This window comes from Collimonas sp. GW821-FHT07E08, from assembly GCF_059418905.1.
In genome coordinates this window covers 199,521-216,027 of the sequence record NZ_JBWKQR010000010.1, presented here as the reverse complement: position 1 = coordinate 216,027, position 16,507 = coordinate 199,521, and the positions used below count along the sequence as shown (strand labels likewise).

The following is a 16,507-nucleotide window of genomic DNA, read 5'->3' as shown; positions in this document are numbered from 1 at the left end:
TTATAAATAATTCGTTTTGTAATAATAAGACTCCCCCTATCATCACTTCACGATAGCAGCCGGCATCGCGCCGGCGCTGCCTTCAAGCTCAAGCCCGGACACAGGGCGCATTCCAGAAGACATCGCGTCGCCATATCAACCACACAGGGGAGTTTCATGCGGTCATTGCATCAACACAAGCGCCGGCGGGTGCGCAGCCTATCTTTCGCCACACTGCTGTCGGCGGGCCTTGCCGGCAGCTGCAGCCTGGCTCATGCGCAGCAGGAACCAGGCAACGACGGCGGGAAAAAGGCTGCCGCCAGCGTCGGCCAGGTGCAAGACGTGGTGGTCACTACCGGCGTGCGCGGCGAACAGCGCACGGTGGCCGACAGTCCGGCCCCGATCGACGTCATCAACGGCGAGCAGTTGCAGCATACCGGCCGCGCCGAGCTGAGCGAAGCGCTGGCGCGCCTGCTCCCTTCATTCAATTTCGGCACCAACATCGCCGGCGTCAATTCGGTGATCCGCCCGGTCAGCAACCGCGGCCTGGGCCCGGCCTACACGCTGGTGCTGGTGAACGGCAAGCGGCGCCACAATTCGGCGCTGCTGACCAACGGCGGCGGCGACAGCAGCGGCGTCAACGCCGTCGACCTCGACACCATTCCATTGTCCGCCGTCGACCATATCGAAGTGCTGAAAGACAGCGCGGCGGCGCAGTACGGGTCCGATGCGGTAGCAGGCGTGGTCAACGTGGTCTTGAAAACCGCCAGCCACGGCGGCAGCTTCAGCGTCGATTACGGCAGCCTGTACGGCGGCAACGGCAACCTGGACAACCGCAAGGTGGCAGGCGACATCGGTTTCGAGCTGCCCAACGACGGCTTCATCCATTTCAGCGCCGACGCCCGCAAGCGCGGCCAGTCCTGGTGGAACCTGCCGGCCACCAACACCAACGTCTATTCGCCCGCCAGCAATCCCAAGAACGCCAGCTGGAACCGCGACGGCGCGCACAACGGCGATCCGGGCGTGGAAGCCTACAACGTCGCCTACAACGCCGAATTGCCGCTCAAGAACGGCATCACCCTGTATTCGTTCGCCACCGCGGGCACCAGCAATGTCGTCTCCGGCAACAACTTCCGCCGCCCGAACGGCCTGGCCACCATCTCGCAGATCTACCCTGACGGCTATTTCGCGCTGAACAACGCTAGCTCTTACGATTTCCAGGTGACGGCCGGCGCCAAGGGCAAGTTCGACGGCTGGAACTGGGACCTGAGCAGCGGCTACGGCAAGAACCATGTGCGCCAGTACAGCAACCTGACCATCAATCCCTCGCTGGGACCGGCCTCGCCGACCAGCTTCGATGAACTGGCCACGTTCCAGTTCGAGCAATGGACCACCAACGCCGATTTCACCAAAGCCTTCAACCTCGGCCTGGCCAAGCCGGTGCAGCTGTCCTGGGGCCTGGAGCAGCGCAGCGAACGTTTCTCCACCTATGCCGGCGATCCGCTCGGTTACATCAACGGCGGCTACGTCTTCAAGCCGGGCGACCAGGCCGGCAATCCGAATGTCGGCAGCCCGGCCTCGGTAGGCGCACAAGGTGCGATCGCGCTGGCGCCGCAAGACGCCGCCAATATCCGCCGCAACGTGCAGGCGGCCTATGCCGACGCCGGTTTTTACCCGACCGACAAATGGTTTGTCGACCTTGCCGTGCGCGGCGAGCATTACGACGACAGCGCCGGCAACACCATCAGCGGCAAGCTCAATTCGCGCTATGACCTGACGCCGCAGATCGCCGTGCGCGGCACCGTCGGCTCCGGTTTCCGCGCGCCGTCGCTGACCCAGATCGGTTATGCCCAGACCGACAACCGCACCAACATCAACCCGGTCACCGGCGCGGTTGGCCCCAGCCTGTCGAAACTGTTGCTTAACGATTCGCCGCTGGCGCGTGCGCTCGGCGCGCAAGACCTGAAGCCGGAGAAATCGGTCAATTTCGGCCTCGGCGTAGTCCTGAAACCGGCTGACAACCTCAACATCACGCTGGACGCCTACCAGGTCACGATCAAGGACCGGATCATCCGCACCGGCTACCTGTTCGGCCCGGCCTTGTCGCCGCTGCTGCAATCGTATGGATTGACGGGCAGCGAATGGGTGCAGTATTTCGCCAACGGCGTCGATACCCGCACCCGCGGCCTCGACCTCGTAGCCGACACCACCACCGATTTCGGCCGCCTCGGCGTAGTGCGCTGGAACGCCGCGCTCAACTGGAACCGCACCGATATCACCAGCATCAAGGCGACCCCGGCCCAGTTGAACGGGCTCGGCCCCAATCCGGGCGGCAGCCTGACCTGGTTCGGTTATTCGGCCGGCGGCGGCATCGGCGAACTGACCTCGGCCCAGCCGCGCACCAAGCTGATCCTGGGCGGACGCTGGCTGGTGCGCGATTTCGACATCAACCTGCAGGCCACCCGCTACGACTCCTACCTGTGGCGCACCACGCCAACCCTGTCCTACAAGTTCGGCGCTAAATGGATCACCGACCTCGACGTCACCTATGCACTGACCAAATCCATCAAGCTGACCGTGGGCGCGGCCAACCTGTTCGACGTCAGGCCTGACAAGAACGGCCCGGGCGACGCCAGCACCGGCGCTTCCAGCTTCTATTACGGTCCGTCGCCGTTTGCGCCGACCGGCGGTTTCTACTATGCCAAGGCGACCTATGAGTTCTAGGCACGCACCGCTCGCCGCCTTGCTTCTGCTGGCCGCCCTGGCCTGCGCCGGCTGCGGCAGGCAGCAGCCGACGCCGGCAGCCAAGTCAGGTCCGCCCGATCTCAGCAAGGTCACGCTGGTGCTTGGCGACCAGGTCAATTTCACACGCACCAAGGCCGAAGCCGCGGGCGTGCTGGAAGGTTTGCCTTACAAGATCGAATGGGCCAGTTTCCAGGGTGCGGCGCCCCTGTTCGAGGCAGTGCGTTCCGGCGATGTCGATACCGCGCCGGCGGCCGATACGCCGGTGCTGGCAGCGGCTGCCGGCGGTGCGCCGATCAAGCTGGTGGCGGCGGCGGTGTCGCCGACCGCGCCTGCCGGAGTAGCCATACTGGTGCCGGCGGGATCGCCGATCAAGAATGTGGCGGACCTCAAGGGCCGTTCTGTCATCGTCTCCTCCGCACGCGGCAGCGTAGCGCAATACGTCTTGTTCGGCGCGCTGCGCGAGGCCGGCCTGACCGAGCATGACCTGACCATCGGTTTCATGCTGCCCGGCGACGCCTCCGTGGCTTTCTCGTCCGGCAAGATCGAAGCCTGGGCCACCTTCGGCACTTACCAGGCGTCGGCCGAACTGCACGGCGCCCACGTGCTGCGCGACGGCGTCGGCATCTACAGCGGCACCGGCCTCATCGCCGCGTCCGACAAGGCGCTGGCCGATCCCGGAAAACGCGCAGCGCTGGCCGATGTATTGCAACGGCTGGCGCGCGCCAACGAATGGGTGGCAGAGCATCCCGCCGAATACGCCAAGGTGTTCGCCAGGCTGACCGGCCTGCCGGACGACGTGGTGGCGCTGGTGCTGAAGCGCGAGCATCCGAAACTGGTGCCGGTCGATGCGCAGATCACCGCGCAGCTGCAAAAGATCGCCGACACCTTTTATGAAGCCAAGCTGTTCCCGATCCGGGTCGACGCCGCCAAGCTGGCCGATACCCGGGTTTTCCCGCCGCCTTGAAGCTTGATCCTGAACCGCAGCGGCATTTCCTGTCTGTCCATCCAACTAAGCGAGGCATCATGACCACACCACGACAACTCAAACTCGGTTTCATGCTGCATGGCGTCGGCCCCGGCTGGGGCGACTGGCGCCATGCCGATGCGCATCCGGGCGCCAGCATCGATATCGATTTCTACACCCGCCAGGCGCGCCTGGCCGAAGCCGGGAAATTCGACTTCCTGTTCGTCGCCGACAGCGTGCACATCACCGAAAAATCCAGTCCGCATTACCTGAACCGCTTCGAGCCGCTGACCATCCTGTCGGCGCTGGCGGTGGTGACTTCCCGCATCGGCCTGGTCGGCACACTGACCGTCAGCTACAGCGAACCCTACACGGTAGCGCGCCAGTTCGCTTCGCTGGACCACATCAGCCGCGGCCGCGCCGGCTGGAACGTGGTGACTTCCTGGCTGTCCGGCAGCGCAGCCAACTACGGCAAGCCGCAGCATCCGCCGCATGAGGTGCGCTACCGGATCGCCGCCGAACACCTGCAGACCGTGCAGGGCCTGTGGGATTCCTGGGAAGACGATGCGCTGACCCATGACAAGGCCGGCGGCCAGTTTTTCGATCCCGGCAAACTGCATGCACTGAATCACCAGGGCGCCTACTTTTCCGTACGCGGGCCGCTCAACATCAGCCGTTCGCAGCAAGGACAGCCGGTGATCTTCCAGGCCGGCGCATCGGAAGAAGGACGCAATTTTTCGGCGCGCCATGCCGACGCGTTCTTTACCGCCAGCGAGTCGTTCGAATCGAGCCAGGCTTATTACAAGGATATCAAGGCGCGCGCCGTCAGCTTCGGCCGCGACGCCGGCCGCATCGGCGTGTTTCCCGGGCTGCGCAGCATTGTCGGCGCCACCGAGGAAGAAGCGGAACGCAAATACCAGGAAGCGCTGGCGCTGATCCGCATCGAAGATGCCTTGCCGATGCTGGGCCGTGCTTTCAACGACCATGACTTCACGGCCTATCCGCTAGACGCGCCGTTCCCCGACGTCGCCGCCTTCGGCCACGACAGCAACCGCAGCACCGCCGAGCGCATCGTCAAGCTGGCGCAGGACGAAAACCTGAGCCTGCGCCAGATCGCCCTGCGCTTCGTCAGCCCGCGCCGCGAATTCGTCGGCACCGCGGAGCACGTGGCCGATTCCATCCAGCGCTGGTTCGACGGCGCCGCCGCCGACGGTTTTATCCTGGTGGAGACCCTGCCACGCCAGCTGGACGCCTTCGTCGAGCTGGTAGTGCCGTTGCTGCAGGCGCGCGGCATCTTCCGCCACGACTACAGCCATGACACCTTGCGCGGCCATCTCGGGCTGGATGTGCCGGAAAACCGCTACACCAGCGCGCGCCGCCTTGCAGCCTAGCCGCCTTCCCTTACCTGACTGGAGCATGCCATGCCAAACCACCACAAGGAATCCGTACGCCAGCTGCTGGCCGACCTGCACGCCGAACGCGTCGCCACGATGGACCCGAAGGCGTTGAAAATCAATATCGACCAGCGCCAGCTGCTGGTCGATACGGCAGACCGCAAACGTTTCGCCAAGGCCGGCGACACGCTTGCATCTTTTAGCCTGCAGGAAGTCAACATCGGCGAGCTCACCCTCGACAGCCTGCTGGAACGAGGCCCGGCAGTACTCATCTTCTTCCGCTTCGCCGGCTGCCCCGCCTGCAACATCGCCCTTCCCTACTACCAGCGCCAGCTGGCCCCCGCCCTGAAAAAACTGGACGCAACCCTGGCAGCTGTCAGTCCGCAAGTCCCGGAACGCCTGATCGACATCAAGCTGCGCCACAATTTCGATTTCCTGGTAGCGTCAGACATCGACAACAAGCTGGCCCGCCAGCTAGGCATCCTGTACACCTTCGACCAGCCTTCGCAACAAGCCGCAACCGCCGGCGGCAAGCCCATCGGCGAAGTCACAGGCACCGGCACCTGGGAACTGCCGATGCCAACCGTGCTGGTCATCGACCGTGACCGCACAATACGCTTCATCGACGTCGCACCCGACTGGCTGGTAAGGACAGAAGCGGAACCGATACTGGATGCAGTCAAGGAAATCGTCGCGGAGCAGGAACTGTCGGCGTAGCACCGCTATTGGTTTTGACGTTGGGGTTGCTGTTGAAGTTGCTTTTGGGGACCCGGCCGAAGGGAGGGCAACGGCTTTGCGGTCGCCTTTTCTTTGCTTACTTTCTTTTGGCCGGGCCGCCCCCGGCTTGTGCCCACGGAGTAGTAAACGTTTTAAGTAACGACGAACGAAGGCCGTCGAATGCCACAGCAAGCACTCCGTAGGCCGTTAAATGGGGTCAGAGTAATTTTCGCAAAGGGCGCGAAAAAAAACTCTGACCCCATTTAACTACTGTTTTGACGGTTCCGACACCAAGGCAATCTTGGAGTATCCGGCGTCGTTGATCTCACCCATGGTCTCGATTACCTTGCCATACGCCAGCGACTTGTCGCCGCGTATGTTGATGCGCCGCTCCAGGTCCCCCTCCGACGCCTGCTTCAAGGCCGCCACCAACGACGCCTTGCTCACTTCATTCTTGTCAACGTAAATCTTGCCCTCTCCATCCAGGCTGACAGCAATCGGCAATTTCTCCTCCTTCAAAGGCTTGGCATTAGAGGTAGGCAAATCCACCTTCACCCCCGACGCCATCAACGGCGCCGCCACCATGAACACAATCAGCAGCACCAGCATCACATCCACCAGCGGCGTAACGTTGATATCGCTCACCGGCCCGCCCAGCTGCCCCGCCGCATTGTTCGACAATTTGACCGCCATCTCAAGCCCCCTGCGCAACCAGTTTCGCGCCACCCTTATGCGCATGCTGCTCCAGGCTGATCGTCTTGCCATGCAGCTCATGCCCGCCCTCGGTATCCACCAGCGGCTCCCCCGACTCCAGCTGCCGCGACAGCTGCACCTCGGTGATGCCGATCAAGGTATTGAGCCGGTTAGCGTAGCTGTTCAATTCACCCGAGGCACGGTTATAAGCGATCACGGCAGGAATCGCCGCCACCAGCCCCAGCGCCGTCGCAAACAACGCCTCGGCGATACCCGGCGCCACCACCGACAAACTGGTGTTGTTGGACGCCGCAATTCCCTGGAAGGCGTTCATGATGCCCCACACCGTACCGAACAAGCCGACGAACGGCGCCACCGAACCGACCGTAGCCAGCACCGGCAAGCCGCGCTGCAGCTTTTCGATCTCGATGCCGCTAGCGATCTGCGCCACGCGGTTGATTCTTTCCTTCAGGCTGTCGCGCTCGGCTTCGCTCTGGTGCAAGCCTTGCTGGTGGCTTTCCTGCCATTCGCCGACGATGGCGCGGTAGATCCGGGCAAACGGATCGGCCGGCCGGTTTTTCAGCGCCAGGCCAAGCTTGGTGAGCGAGCGCTGGCCGGCCAGCGCATCGATCCAGGCGCGGGCCCGCTGCTGCAGGCTGCGGAAGCGGAACAGTTTTTCGATGGCGACGCCCCAGCTGGCGACCGAAGCCAGCGCCAGCAACAGCATGATCGCCTTGACGATGGCGTCGGCTTGCAAGAACAACTGCAACGGCGACAGATGCGCGGATAGTTCGGTTGGATGCATGGTCTACTCCTGGAAAAAAATGCGTGTTTAGTTAACTTTGAAAACGATGGCGCCCGCCAGCAGGTAAGAGCTGCCGCCGAGGTCGGGCAGTTTCGGGAATGGCGCCGCGCCCTTGATGGCTTCCACGGCGGCATCGTCCAGCGTATCGCTGCCGGAAGTCTGGATATCGTATTTGAGCAGTTCGCCTTGCGGGCTCAGCGTCAGCCTGTAAGCCACGCGGCCTTCTTCCCTGCGCATCTTTGCCGCGCGCGGATAGCTGGTATGGCGGCTGATGCGGCTATAGACCTGGTTCACATAGTCGCTGGGAATGCCGTCGTTGCTGATTACCCGCGGCTTTGACGGGGCCGGCGGCGCTTCAGGCGCAGCGGCCTTGACCGGATCCGCGGCAGCCGGTGCGACCGGCACGGCCGGGGTGGCAGGCAGCGCTGCAATTTCCGCCTGTTCCGCTGCAACCGGCGTACTACGCGGCGCCGGCGTCGGCAACGGCCTGGCGCTGCTGGCTTTCGCCTGCGGTTTTTGCGGCACTACCTTGGGCGGCGGCGGAGGCTCGGGCGGCGCCAGCTGCCTGGGCGCCAGCACCAGTTCAATCACCCGTTCCGGCGCTGCCGGCGGCAACACGCGCTGTGAAAAACCCCATATGGCGGCAATTGCAGCCACATGCAGGCCGAGCGAGGTCAGCGCGCCGGGCTTTTTCCACCACGAGCGGCCGCTTTCGAGCGACGCCGCGAACACGTCGTTCGGGTGGGATAAGGTAATAATGCTCATGGCAGATGCCTTGCGATTAGATATTCCGATGCGGTCGGCGAAAAGCGCCGGTGCGAGACAGCAATAGCGATACTAATCTCAGCAACAATATGAATAAAAGAATTATTTTTTATATGCAAGTATAAAAAAATTACATAATATATTCTGTATCCGCGGCGCCGGCCGGTTCACCGGCGCGAGTGCTGCCAAGTGCAGCCAGCGCATAAGAAAATAGTAAATAATTCGTTTAATCCAAGGTGGCGCGACATTAACCTGCACGCCTTATGCTTATCGAAAAAGAAAAGGGAAAGATGCCTCATCCACACAATTCCGGCCGGCTGCGTGACTTTGTCACCGCATTTGCCGCCCTGCTCGACAACCGGCCGCCGGAAGCGCAGATCCTGCGCGACGGCGGCGCCCTGCTGCATGCACTGATCGCGGTCGACGACTGGCTGCCGGAGGCCTACGCCCAGCCGCAACCGGAGCGCTACCAGCAATACCTGCTGCATGCCGATTCGGCCGAACGGTTTTCGATAGTCAGTTTTGTCTGGGGGCCGGGGCAGACAACGCCGATCCACGACCATACGGTATGGGGCTTGATCGGCATGCTGCGCGGCGCCGAGTATGCGCAAGCCTACAAGCGCAACGCCGGCGGCGGCCTGCAGGCAGACGGCGCGGCGCTCAAGCTGACGCCGGGCACGGTCGAAACGCTGTCGCCGAGCGCCGGCGACATCCATCAGGTGCGCAATGCCTATGCCGATAGCGTCTCGATCAGCATCCATGTCTACGGCGCCAACATCGGCGCGGTGCAGCGCTCCGTATATGCCGAAGACGGCAGCAGCAAAACCTTCATCTCAGGCTACTCCAACACCCACTTGCCGAATATCTGGGACCGTTCCAGCGAATTGAAAAAAACATGACCAATCTCCGCCAAGCCACTTTTGCCGCACTCTCGTTCCAGCAGATCCATGCCGCACTGCTGGCGCGCCAGGAAATCGCGCTGCTCGACGTGCGCGAAGAAGCGCCGTTCGCCGAAGCGCACCCGCTGTTCGCCGCCAACCTGCCGCTGGGACGCATCGAACTGGAAGCCTATGCGCGCATACCGCGGCGCGACACTGTCGTCGTGGTCTACGACGACGGCGAAGGGCTGGCCGGGCCAGCCGCGCAACGCCTGCTGCAGCTCGGCTACAGCGCCGTGCATCTGCTTGACGGCGGTCTGCAGGGCTGGCGCGACGCCGGCGGCGAAATCTTCCGCGACGTCAATGCGCCCAGCAAGGCGTTTGGCGAACTGGTGGAATCGCAACGCCACACGCCGTCGCTGTCGGCGCCCGAGGTCAAGGCCCTGCTGGATGCCGATGCCGACGTGGTGGTGCTCGATGCGCGCCGTTTCGATGAATACAACACCATGAGCATCCCCGGCAGCGTCAGCGTGCCCGGCGCCGAACTGGTGCTGCGCGTGCGCGCGCTGGCGCCGCGTCCGGAAACCCGGGTCATCGTCAATTGCGCCGGACGCACGCGCAGCATCATCGGCAGCCAGTCGCTGATCAACGCCGGCATCCCGAATCCGGTCAGCGCCTTGCGTAACGGCACCATCGGCTGGACACTGGCCGGGCAGCAGCTGGAACACGGCAAGACGCAGCGTTTTGCCGAGCGTCCCACGGATCCCGCCGGCAGCGGCCACCACCTGCAGGCAGCCAGGTCGAGCCGGCAAGTGGCGGACCGCGCCCGGGTCGGCCGCGCCGGCCTGGCGGCGCTGGCGCAATGGAACGATGAAACCGGCCGCACCACCTACCGTTTCGACGTCCGCACGCCGGAAGAATATGCCGCCGGCCACCTGCCCGGCTTCAGTTCCGCTCCGGGCGGCCAGCTGGTGCAGGAAACCGACCACGCGGCGCCGGTGCGCGGCGCCCGTATCGTGCTGGCGGACGACGATGGCGTGCGCGCCAACATGACCGCCTCCTGGCTGGCGCAGATGGGATGGGAAGTCCACGTGCTGGACGGCTTGCAGTCGGCGCATTTCAGCGAAAGCGGCCATCCGGCGCAGGTCTTGCCGCCGGCGCCGCCGCACGAACCGGTCACCCCACAGCAGCTGGCGCACTGGCTGCAAGACGGGCCGGGCACCGTGCTGCTCGATTTCACCAGCAGCGCCAACTACGTCAAGCAGCACATCCCCGGCGCGCGCTTCGCGCTGCGCTCGCAATTGGCGCAAGTATTGCAGCAGGCGCCAGGCGCCGAGCGTTATGTGCTGACCTGCGGCAGCAGCCTGCTGGCAGGTTACGCGGCCGGCGACGTGCAACGGCTGAGCAGCAAGCCGGTGTTTGTGCTGAAAGGCGGCACGGCTGCCTGGATCGCCGCCGGCTTGCCGCTGGAGCCGGGGGAAACCGCGCTGGCATCTCCTCGCATCGACCGTTACCGGCGGCCATATGAAGGCACCGACAACCCGGTCGCAGCGATGCAGGCATACCTGGATTGGGAATACGGCCTGGTGGCGCAGCTGGCGGCCGACGGCAGCCACGGATTTTTTGTAATCTGACGATCTGAAACTGCGGCAAGAGTTTATGTTTTGCGGAAGCTGGTGCGGTACTCATTGGGCGACACGCCCAGCCGCCGGTTGAACACGATGCGCATGCGGTCGGCGTTGCCGAAGCCGCAATCGTAGGCAATCGCCTTCAGCGCTGCATCGCTGCTCTCCAGCAGGCTGCGGGCCGCGTCGACCCGCGCGCGCTCGACAAATTCATGCGGGGTAAGCTGGCTCACCTCGACAAACACGCGGGCGAAATTGCGCGCACTCATGCCTGCCACGGCGGCAAGCTTCGCCACCGTGAAATTCTCGCCGATGTGTTCCATGACATAAGCCTGGACTTTGGCTACCGGCGAATTTTCATCCGCCGGCGCGCTGAGGAAAGGGCTGAACTGCGACTGGCCGCCGCGGCGCTGCGCCACCACCACCAGCCGTTTGGCGACCGCAAGCGCCAGGCGCGGCCCATGGTCTTCCGCCACCAGCGCTAAAGAAACGTCGATGCCGGCCGTCACCCCTGCCGACGTCACCAGGTTGCCGTCGCGGATGTAGATGCGATCGAGTTCGACCCGGGCGCGTGGGAAACGCAGCGCCAGGTGCGAGGCATTCTGCCAATGGGTGGTGACGTGGCGCCCGTCCAGCAATCCGGCATGGCCCAAGGCAAAAGCGCCGGTGCATATCGCGCCGTAGCGTTGGCTGTGCATGGCCGCCTTGAGAAGCCACGCGGTCATGCCTTGGTCCGGTGCATCGTCCGGCAAGGACGGGCCGCCGGCGACCAGGGCGATATCGTAGCTGCCGCCGGATTCCGCGAATGTGCGGTCCGGCAGCAAGCGCATGCCGTTCGAAGCGCGCACCGGCTCGTGGCTGGCGCCCACCAGGGTCAGCGCGTAGCCGGCACCGGCGGCAAGAAAGCCGTTGGCTTCTGCAAACACGTCCAGCGGCCCCGCCACATCGAGCGCCTGGACACCCGGGAAAATCGCAATCGCAACAGTACGCATTCAAAACGCCTTTGACCGCCTCTGAAAAATCGTGCCCGCCTTGAGCGGCGCTGGCAGGAAAAACCGTACGCTTGGCCGCGTTCAGCGCATGCCTGGCATTGTAGCGGAGCCGGCCTGGATTTACAGTGGACTGCATCGTCATTTGACAGCCAACCCTTTACCAGGAGCATGCAATGAGCAACACTATCGCCGGCATCACCATTCCCGACAGCGCCATGGCGCGCGCCGCCACCCAGCTGGTGCGCGACACCGAATCAGACCTGCTGTTCCACCATTCCACCCGCGTGTTCCTGTTCGGCGCGCTGGCCGGCGCCCGCAAAGGGCTGCACTACAATCCCGAACTGCTGTACGTCGGCGCCATGTTCCATGACATGGGGCTGGTCGGCAGCTACAGCAGCAAGCACGACCGTTTCGAAGTGGACGGCGCAAACGCCGCGCGCGATTTCCTGCGCGGTTACGGCATCGCCGAATACGATATCGAACAGGTATGGGACGCCATCGCGCTGCATACCACACCCGGTATCCCGCAATACAAAAAGCCGGTGGTAGCGCTGGTGACGGCTGGAGTCGAAATGGATGTCCTGGGCATGGCTTACGACGAATTCAGCGAAGAACAGCGCAACCAGGTAGTGCAGGCGCATCCGCGCGGCCCCGGCTTCAAGCAAGGCATCATCGACGCCTTCGCCCAGGGAACCATGCACAAGCCGCAAACCACCTTCGGCAACGTCAAGGCCGACGTGCTGGCGCTGAAAGATCCCGGCTACAGGCGGATCGACTTTTGCAGCCTGATCCTGGGCTCTTCCTGGAACGACGGCAAGCAGCATGCCGCCCACTGCCAGGATCCTGATCACCGGCACGGATAACTGCAGCTCAAACGTCGCTGACCAGGCCGGCGGCAAGCGCCCGCTCCTGGTCCTTGAAAATCGCCATGGCCGTGCTCATGCGCTTGAAGCCCAGTTTTTTGTAAAAACCTTCCTTGCCCGGGACGGCGTAGAGAATGATTTTCTTGTGGCCGGCGGACAAGTCCCTCAGTTTACTGATGATGGCCTTGCCCAGGCCCTGCCCCTGGAAGTCAGGATGTATCGCGACGTCGCAGATATAAGAGCAATCGATGCCGTCCGCCAGCGCCCGGCCGGCGCCGGCCAGGATGCCGCCATCGAATACGAAGCATTTGAACATGCTGTTGGTAAACGCCGTTTTCAGGTCGTCCGGATGCTTCTCTCCCAGCGGCGCTATCTTGTAAAGATGGGAAAGCGCTGCCCAGTCCATGTTTTCCTGCGCGAAAACCCAGTCCATTGTTGCTCCTCCATATCAGTCGGTTTGCCATTATGTGAGGAAAATTGGCAGTAGCACAGAAAATTACTGGTTTTGCCGGGGCTTATCGCTTGTTTAGAATGAGTTCACATCAACAAGAACCGCTAACCTCGAAAGATATTCGATATGCAAAATGAAAAACGGCCGGCATTTCCAACCGAATGGCAAGCGCTGGTTGACCAGGCTGCCGATGCGCTGCGCAAGCTGGCGCTGGATGAAGAGGCCAAGGCCAGGTTTTGCGGCGACCCGGCGCTGCGCCCGTTCATGCACCGTGTCGCCAGGCGCTATGTCGCCGGCCAGACCATCCCGGATGTGCTGCAACGGATCGGCCAGATCAATGCCCGGGGACATGCCGCATCGGCGGAATACATGGGCGAGAGCTGCCGCGACGAAGCCAGGGCCAATGCGGAGACCGGCGTGTTCCTTGCGCTGCTCGGCGCCATCGACGGCGCGAACCTGGATTGTTCGGTCTCGCTTGACTTGTCCCACATCGGTTCCGTGGTCGACCCTGAACTGGGTTTCCTGAACGCCAGGAAAATAGCGCAGGCAGCCGCCGCCAGCGGCCGCGAAGTCATGATTTCGATGGAAGGTTCGGAGCGCGCCGACAATATCTACGCCACGTATGGCCGCTTGCATGCCGACGCCGGACTCGCGAATGTCGGCATCACGGTTCCTGCCAGGCTGCACCGCAGCGCCGGCGATTTGCCGAGGCTGATGCAGTATCCGGGCCGCATCCGCCTGGTGAAAGGCGCCTTTCTCGAGCCGGAACAGCTTGCCTGCAGCCGCAACAGCCCCGAATTGGCGGTGAACTACCGGCGCTTCGCGGCCGGGTTGCTGACCAGCGGGCACAAGTGCTCGATTGCCACCCATGACCGCGCCATACAGGATGAGCTGGCGGATCTGCTCGTCCAGCACGGCTTGCAAGGCCAGCAACACTATGAATTTGAATCGCTCATCGGCCTCGGCACAGAACAAATTGACAGCCTGCAAAAACGCGGCTTCCGCACGCGCGAATATGCGGTCTATGGCGAAGAATATTTCCTCTATGTGCTTAACCGGATCGCGGAAGAGCCGGTACGGCTCTACCAGGCGCTGCTCGACCTCATGCAGCCGGAACCGACGGCTTGAATAGTCCTTTGCGCAAAATAAGATAGACATTTCGCACGATAGTGCTAAACTTCGGTGCATGGATACCCATACCGAAAAAAGCGAGCTCACCCTGGCAGCCATTGTCAATACGGCACTGGACATGGTCGCCACCCAGGGCCTGGAGAGCCTGTCCCTGGGCGAGGTAGCGAAACGGCTCGGCATCAGCAAGAGCGGCGTGTTTTCCCGCGTCGGTTCGCGCGAAGCGCTGCACGAAGCGGTGCTGGACGAATTCGACCGCCGTTTTTCGGCCGCCGTGTTCGAGCCGGCGATGACGCAGGCGCGCGGCCTGCCGCGCCTCAATGCGCTGGTGATGAACTGGATCACGCGCACCTGCAATGTCACCGGCTGCATCTATGTCGCCGGCGCCTTCGAGTACGACGATGTCGACACCCCCATGCGCGAACGGCTGCAGCACAACGTGCTGCGCTGGCGCGGCGTCTTGCGGCGCGCCATCATCCAGGCGCTGGACGCCGGCCACCTGCGGCCTGACACCGATCCTGAACAGCTGGCGTTCGAGATCTACAGCCTGATGGTCGGCCTGATGCACGACGCGCGTTTTCTGCGCGATCCGAAGGCACCCGACCGGGTGCGCAACGCCTACGAACGCCTGACCTCGACCTACCGCAGCTTCAACTACCACGGATGACGCCTTCGGCAGCACAGGTCATCGATTTTTAACGCGCAAATTTCGCACGAGTGTGCGATAAAGGAAATATCATGCTGGTTATCGCCGGATTCGCCCTTCTCGCAGCTGCCCTGGCCCTGTGGCGCCTGGTTTGGCTGACAGCACAAGCCCTGCCCGCCTGCAACGACGACTTCATCTTCTATTGACCTGGAAAAATCACGGCAGTTTGCGCCAGACGCTGGCCAGCCATGGCTGCTGGTCGCGCGGCAATCCCTCGGGACGATAGTAATGCTCGAGTTCGGCAAAACCGGCGTCCGCCATGAAACTGCGCCACGCGGCGAGGTCGTGGTAAGCGCCGTAGCGGCCGCGGTTCCAGCCTTCTTCGTTGCCGCCGCGCGGATTGGAGCTGAACAGCACGCCGCCGGGTTTCAGCGTGGCATGGAACTGGCGCAGCACGCGCGGCAGTTCCTGGCTGGGGATATGGAACAATGCGGCGTTGGCGAAGATGCCGTCGAAACGGCTGTCGGGAAAGTCGAGCTTGAGGAAATCCTGGTGCCAGACTTCGCAGCCGCTGTCGGCGCGCGCCATCTCGACGAAGCGCGCCGCGCCTTCGACGCCGATGGCGATATGGCCGAGCTTGCTGAACGTGCGCAGGTCGCGCCCGGGGCCGCAGCCGACGTCCAGGATGGTGAACGGCGGCGCACCCTGGATATGGCGCAGCAGCGCCGCGATATTCTGGCTGACGTCGTGGTCGCGGGTGCCGTCGCGGAAATCGTCGGCGTGCTGGTTGTAATGCTCCAGGGTAAGAGCGGCAATTTTTTCGAGATCGGAAGGCGGTAGTATCATGCAGCTACTGTAGCGCACCGGGGAAGAATATCCAATACGCTTCGCCTGCGTTGCCGAAACCTCAAGCCTTCCGCTCCCCGGGTATCGGGCGGATAATGGCTTTTCAAGCACCGCCCGCCACCGCCGCGGCCTTCTCAAACTCAAGCAAAGGAGTCACGCCAAATGTCTGCCGAACAAGCGAAATTCGTGTGGTACGACCTGATGACCAGCGACGCCAAGGCCGCCGAATCTTTCTATCAAAGCGTAGTCGGCTGGAACATGCAGGATGCCGGCATGGGCGACCGTTCCTACACCATATTGTCAGCCGGGCCGACCATGGTCGGCGGCCTGATGCCGATCCCGGAAGACGCGCGCGCCATGGGCGTGAAACCTGGCTGGAACGGCTACATAGGCGTCAGCGACGTCGATGCCTATGCGGCGCGGGTCGCGGCGGCCGGCGGCGCGATCCGGCGGCCGCCCGACGACATTCCCGGCATCGGCCGCTTCGCCGTGGCGACCGATCCATACGGCGCGGCATTCATCCTGTTCAAAGGCAACAGCGACGAACAGCCGGCGCCGGTAGCGGCCGGCACGCCGGGCCACGTCGGCTGGCATGAACTGCATGCCGGCGACGGCGAAAAGGCGTTTACCTTTTATGCCGACCTGTTCGGCTGGACCAAGGACGAAGCGCTCGACATGGGTCCGCTCGGCATCTACCAGACCTTCGCCGCCGGCGGCGCGGCAATCGGCGGCATGATGACCAAGACCGAGGACATGCCGGCCGCCTGCTGGCTGTATTACGTCAATGTCGAATCGGTCGACGCCGCCGTTGCCCGCATCGGCCACGGCGGCGGCAAGGTCATCATGGGTCCGCACCAGGTCCCGGGCGGCAGCTGGATCGTGCAGGGCCTGGATCCGCAAGGCGCGATGTTTGCCCTGGTCTCGGCGCACCGCTGAGACCGCGGCGGCAATGCGCCGCAAACCGCATAAGGATATGACAATCGATTATTTGCGGCGCCTGTGCTTAAGCAGGTGTA

16 protein-coding genes are annotated in these 16,507 nt (G+C 63.2%); 10 read left to right on the top strand and 6 right to left on the bottom strand.

What is annotated here, in order from left to right; genetic code table 11:
• Positions 1 to 156: 156 nt before the first annotated feature.
• The 4 genes from AC07RZ_RS15090 to AC07RZ_RS15075 are packed head-to-tail and all read left to right on the top strand — an operon-like array spanning position 157 to position 5,799.
• Positions 157 to 2,703, top strand: a complete 2,547-nt coding sequence (locus AC07RZ_RS15090; protein ID WP_494668515.1) for a TonB-dependent receptor plug domain-containing protein — start codon at positions 157 to 159, stop codon at positions 2,701 to 2,703.
• On the top strand, positions 2,693 to 3,688 hold the full coding sequence (locus AC07RZ_RS15085) for an ABC transporter substrate-binding protein (RefSeq protein WP_494668514.1): 996 nt from the start codon (positions 2,693 to 2,695) through the stop codon (positions 3,686 to 3,688). The genes AC07RZ_RS15090 and AC07RZ_RS15085 overlap by 11 nt, the downstream gene beginning before the upstream one ends.
• A gap of 59 nt (positions 3,689 to 3,747) precedes the next feature.
• On the top strand, positions 3,748 to 5,079 hold the full coding sequence (locus AC07RZ_RS15080) for an LLM class flavin-dependent oxidoreductase (protein WP_494668513.1): 1,332 nt from the start codon (positions 3,748 to 3,750) through the stop codon (positions 5,077 to 5,079).
• A 30-nt stretch (positions 5,080 to 5,109) separates the two neighbouring features.
• Positions 5,110 to 5,799 (top strand): peroxiredoxin-like family protein, encoded by a 690-nt coding sequence (locus tag AC07RZ_RS15075; protein WP_494668512.1) that lies wholly within the window; start codon positions 5,110 to 5,112, stop codon positions 5,797 to 5,799.
• A 267-nt stretch (positions 5,800 to 6,066) separates the two neighbouring features.
• Here the strand turns inward: AC07RZ_RS15075 and AC07RZ_RS15070 are convergent, their stop codons facing one another.
• The 3 genes from AC07RZ_RS15070 to AC07RZ_RS15060 are packed head-to-tail and all read right to left on the bottom strand — an operon-like array spanning position 6,067 to position 8,062.
• Positions 6,067 to 6,492, bottom strand: a complete 426-nt coding sequence (locus AC07RZ_RS15070; RefSeq protein ID WP_494668511.1) for an ExbD/TolR family protein — start codon at positions 6,490 to 6,492, stop codon at positions 6,067 to 6,069.
• 1 nt (position 6,493) lies between these two features.
• Positions 6,494 to 7,297, bottom strand: coding sequence for a protein TolQ (tolQ, locus tag AC07RZ_RS15065; RefSeq protein WP_494668510.1), 804 nt, complete (start codon positions 7,295 to 7,297; stop codon positions 6,494 to 6,496).
• Positions 7,298 to 7,324: 27 nt separating this feature from the next.
• Complete coding sequence (locus AC07RZ_RS15060) at positions 7,325 to 8,062, bottom strand: energy transducer TonB (protein WP_494668509.1); 738 nt, start codon at positions 8,060 to 8,062, stop codon at positions 7,325 to 7,327.
• 290 nt (positions 8,063 to 8,352) lie between these two features.
• Here AC07RZ_RS15060 and AC07RZ_RS15055 point away from each other — a divergent pair, with 290 nt between their 5' ends.
• Together AC07RZ_RS15055 and AC07RZ_RS15050 are read left to right on the top strand one after the other, a co-directional pair.
• Positions 8,353 to 8,961, top strand: coding sequence for a cysteine dioxygenase family protein (locus tag AC07RZ_RS15055; RefSeq protein ID WP_494668508.1), 609 nt, complete (start codon positions 8,353 to 8,355; stop codon positions 8,959 to 8,961).
• On the top strand, positions 8,958 to 10,574 hold the full coding sequence (locus AC07RZ_RS15050; RefSeq protein WP_494668507.1) for a rhodanese homology domain-containing protein: 1,617 nt from the start codon (positions 8,958 to 8,960) through the stop codon (positions 10,572 to 10,574). The genes AC07RZ_RS15055 and AC07RZ_RS15050 overlap by 4 nt, the downstream gene beginning before the upstream one ends.
• A gap of 23 nt (positions 10,575 to 10,597) precedes the next feature.
• On the opposite strand, the gene AC07RZ_RS15045 is transcribed toward AC07RZ_RS15050, so the two are convergent.
• Positions 10,598 to 11,557: a GlxA family transcriptional regulator gene (locus AC07RZ_RS15045; RefSeq protein WP_494668506.1), complete on the bottom strand. Its 960-nt coding sequence runs from the start codon at positions 11,555 to 11,557 to the stop codon at positions 10,598 to 10,600.
• A gap of 173 nt (positions 11,558 to 11,730) precedes the next feature.
• Here AC07RZ_RS15045 and AC07RZ_RS15040 point away from each other — a divergent pair, with 173 nt between their 5' ends.
• Entirely contained in the window at positions 11,731 to 12,420 is a 690-nt protein-coding gene (locus AC07RZ_RS15040) for an HD domain-containing protein (RefSeq protein ID WP_494668505.1), read from the top strand.
• A gap of 7 nt (positions 12,421 to 12,427) precedes the next feature.
• On the opposite strand, the gene AC07RZ_RS15035 is transcribed toward AC07RZ_RS15040, so the two are convergent.
• Positions 12,428 to 12,853, bottom strand: a complete 426-nt coding sequence (locus AC07RZ_RS15035; protein ID WP_494668504.1) for a GNAT family N-acetyltransferase — start codon at positions 12,851 to 12,853, stop codon at positions 12,428 to 12,430.
• A gap of 144 nt (positions 12,854 to 12,997) precedes the next feature.
• On the opposite strand from AC07RZ_RS15035, the gene AC07RZ_RS15030 reads away from it, so the two are divergent.
• Both AC07RZ_RS15030 and AC07RZ_RS15025 read left to right on the top strand, forming a co-directional pair.
• Positions 12,998 to 13,999, top strand: coding sequence for a proline dehydrogenase family protein (locus tag AC07RZ_RS15030; protein ID WP_494668503.1), 1,002 nt, complete (start codon positions 12,998 to 13,000; stop codon positions 13,997 to 13,999).
• A 58-nt stretch (positions 14,000 to 14,057) separates the two neighbouring features.
• Positions 14,058 to 14,666: a TetR/AcrR family transcriptional regulator gene (locus tag AC07RZ_RS15025; protein WP_494668502.1), complete on the top strand. Its 609-nt coding sequence runs from the start codon at positions 14,058 to 14,060 to the stop codon at positions 14,664 to 14,666.
• A 195-nt stretch (positions 14,667 to 14,861) separates the two neighbouring features.
• On the opposite strand, the gene AC07RZ_RS15020 is transcribed toward AC07RZ_RS15025, so the two are convergent.
• Entirely contained in the window at positions 14,862 to 15,491 is a 630-nt protein-coding gene (locus tag AC07RZ_RS15020) for a class I SAM-dependent methyltransferase (protein ID WP_494668501.1), read from the bottom strand.
• A 162-nt stretch (positions 15,492 to 15,653) separates the two neighbouring features.
• Between AC07RZ_RS15020 and AC07RZ_RS15015 the strand changes: the two genes are divergently transcribed.
• Positions 15,654 to 16,427, top strand: a complete 774-nt coding sequence (locus AC07RZ_RS15015; protein WP_494668500.1) for a VOC family protein — start codon at positions 15,654 to 15,656, stop codon at positions 16,425 to 16,427.
• Positions 16,428 to 16,507 lie beyond the last annotated feature (80 nt).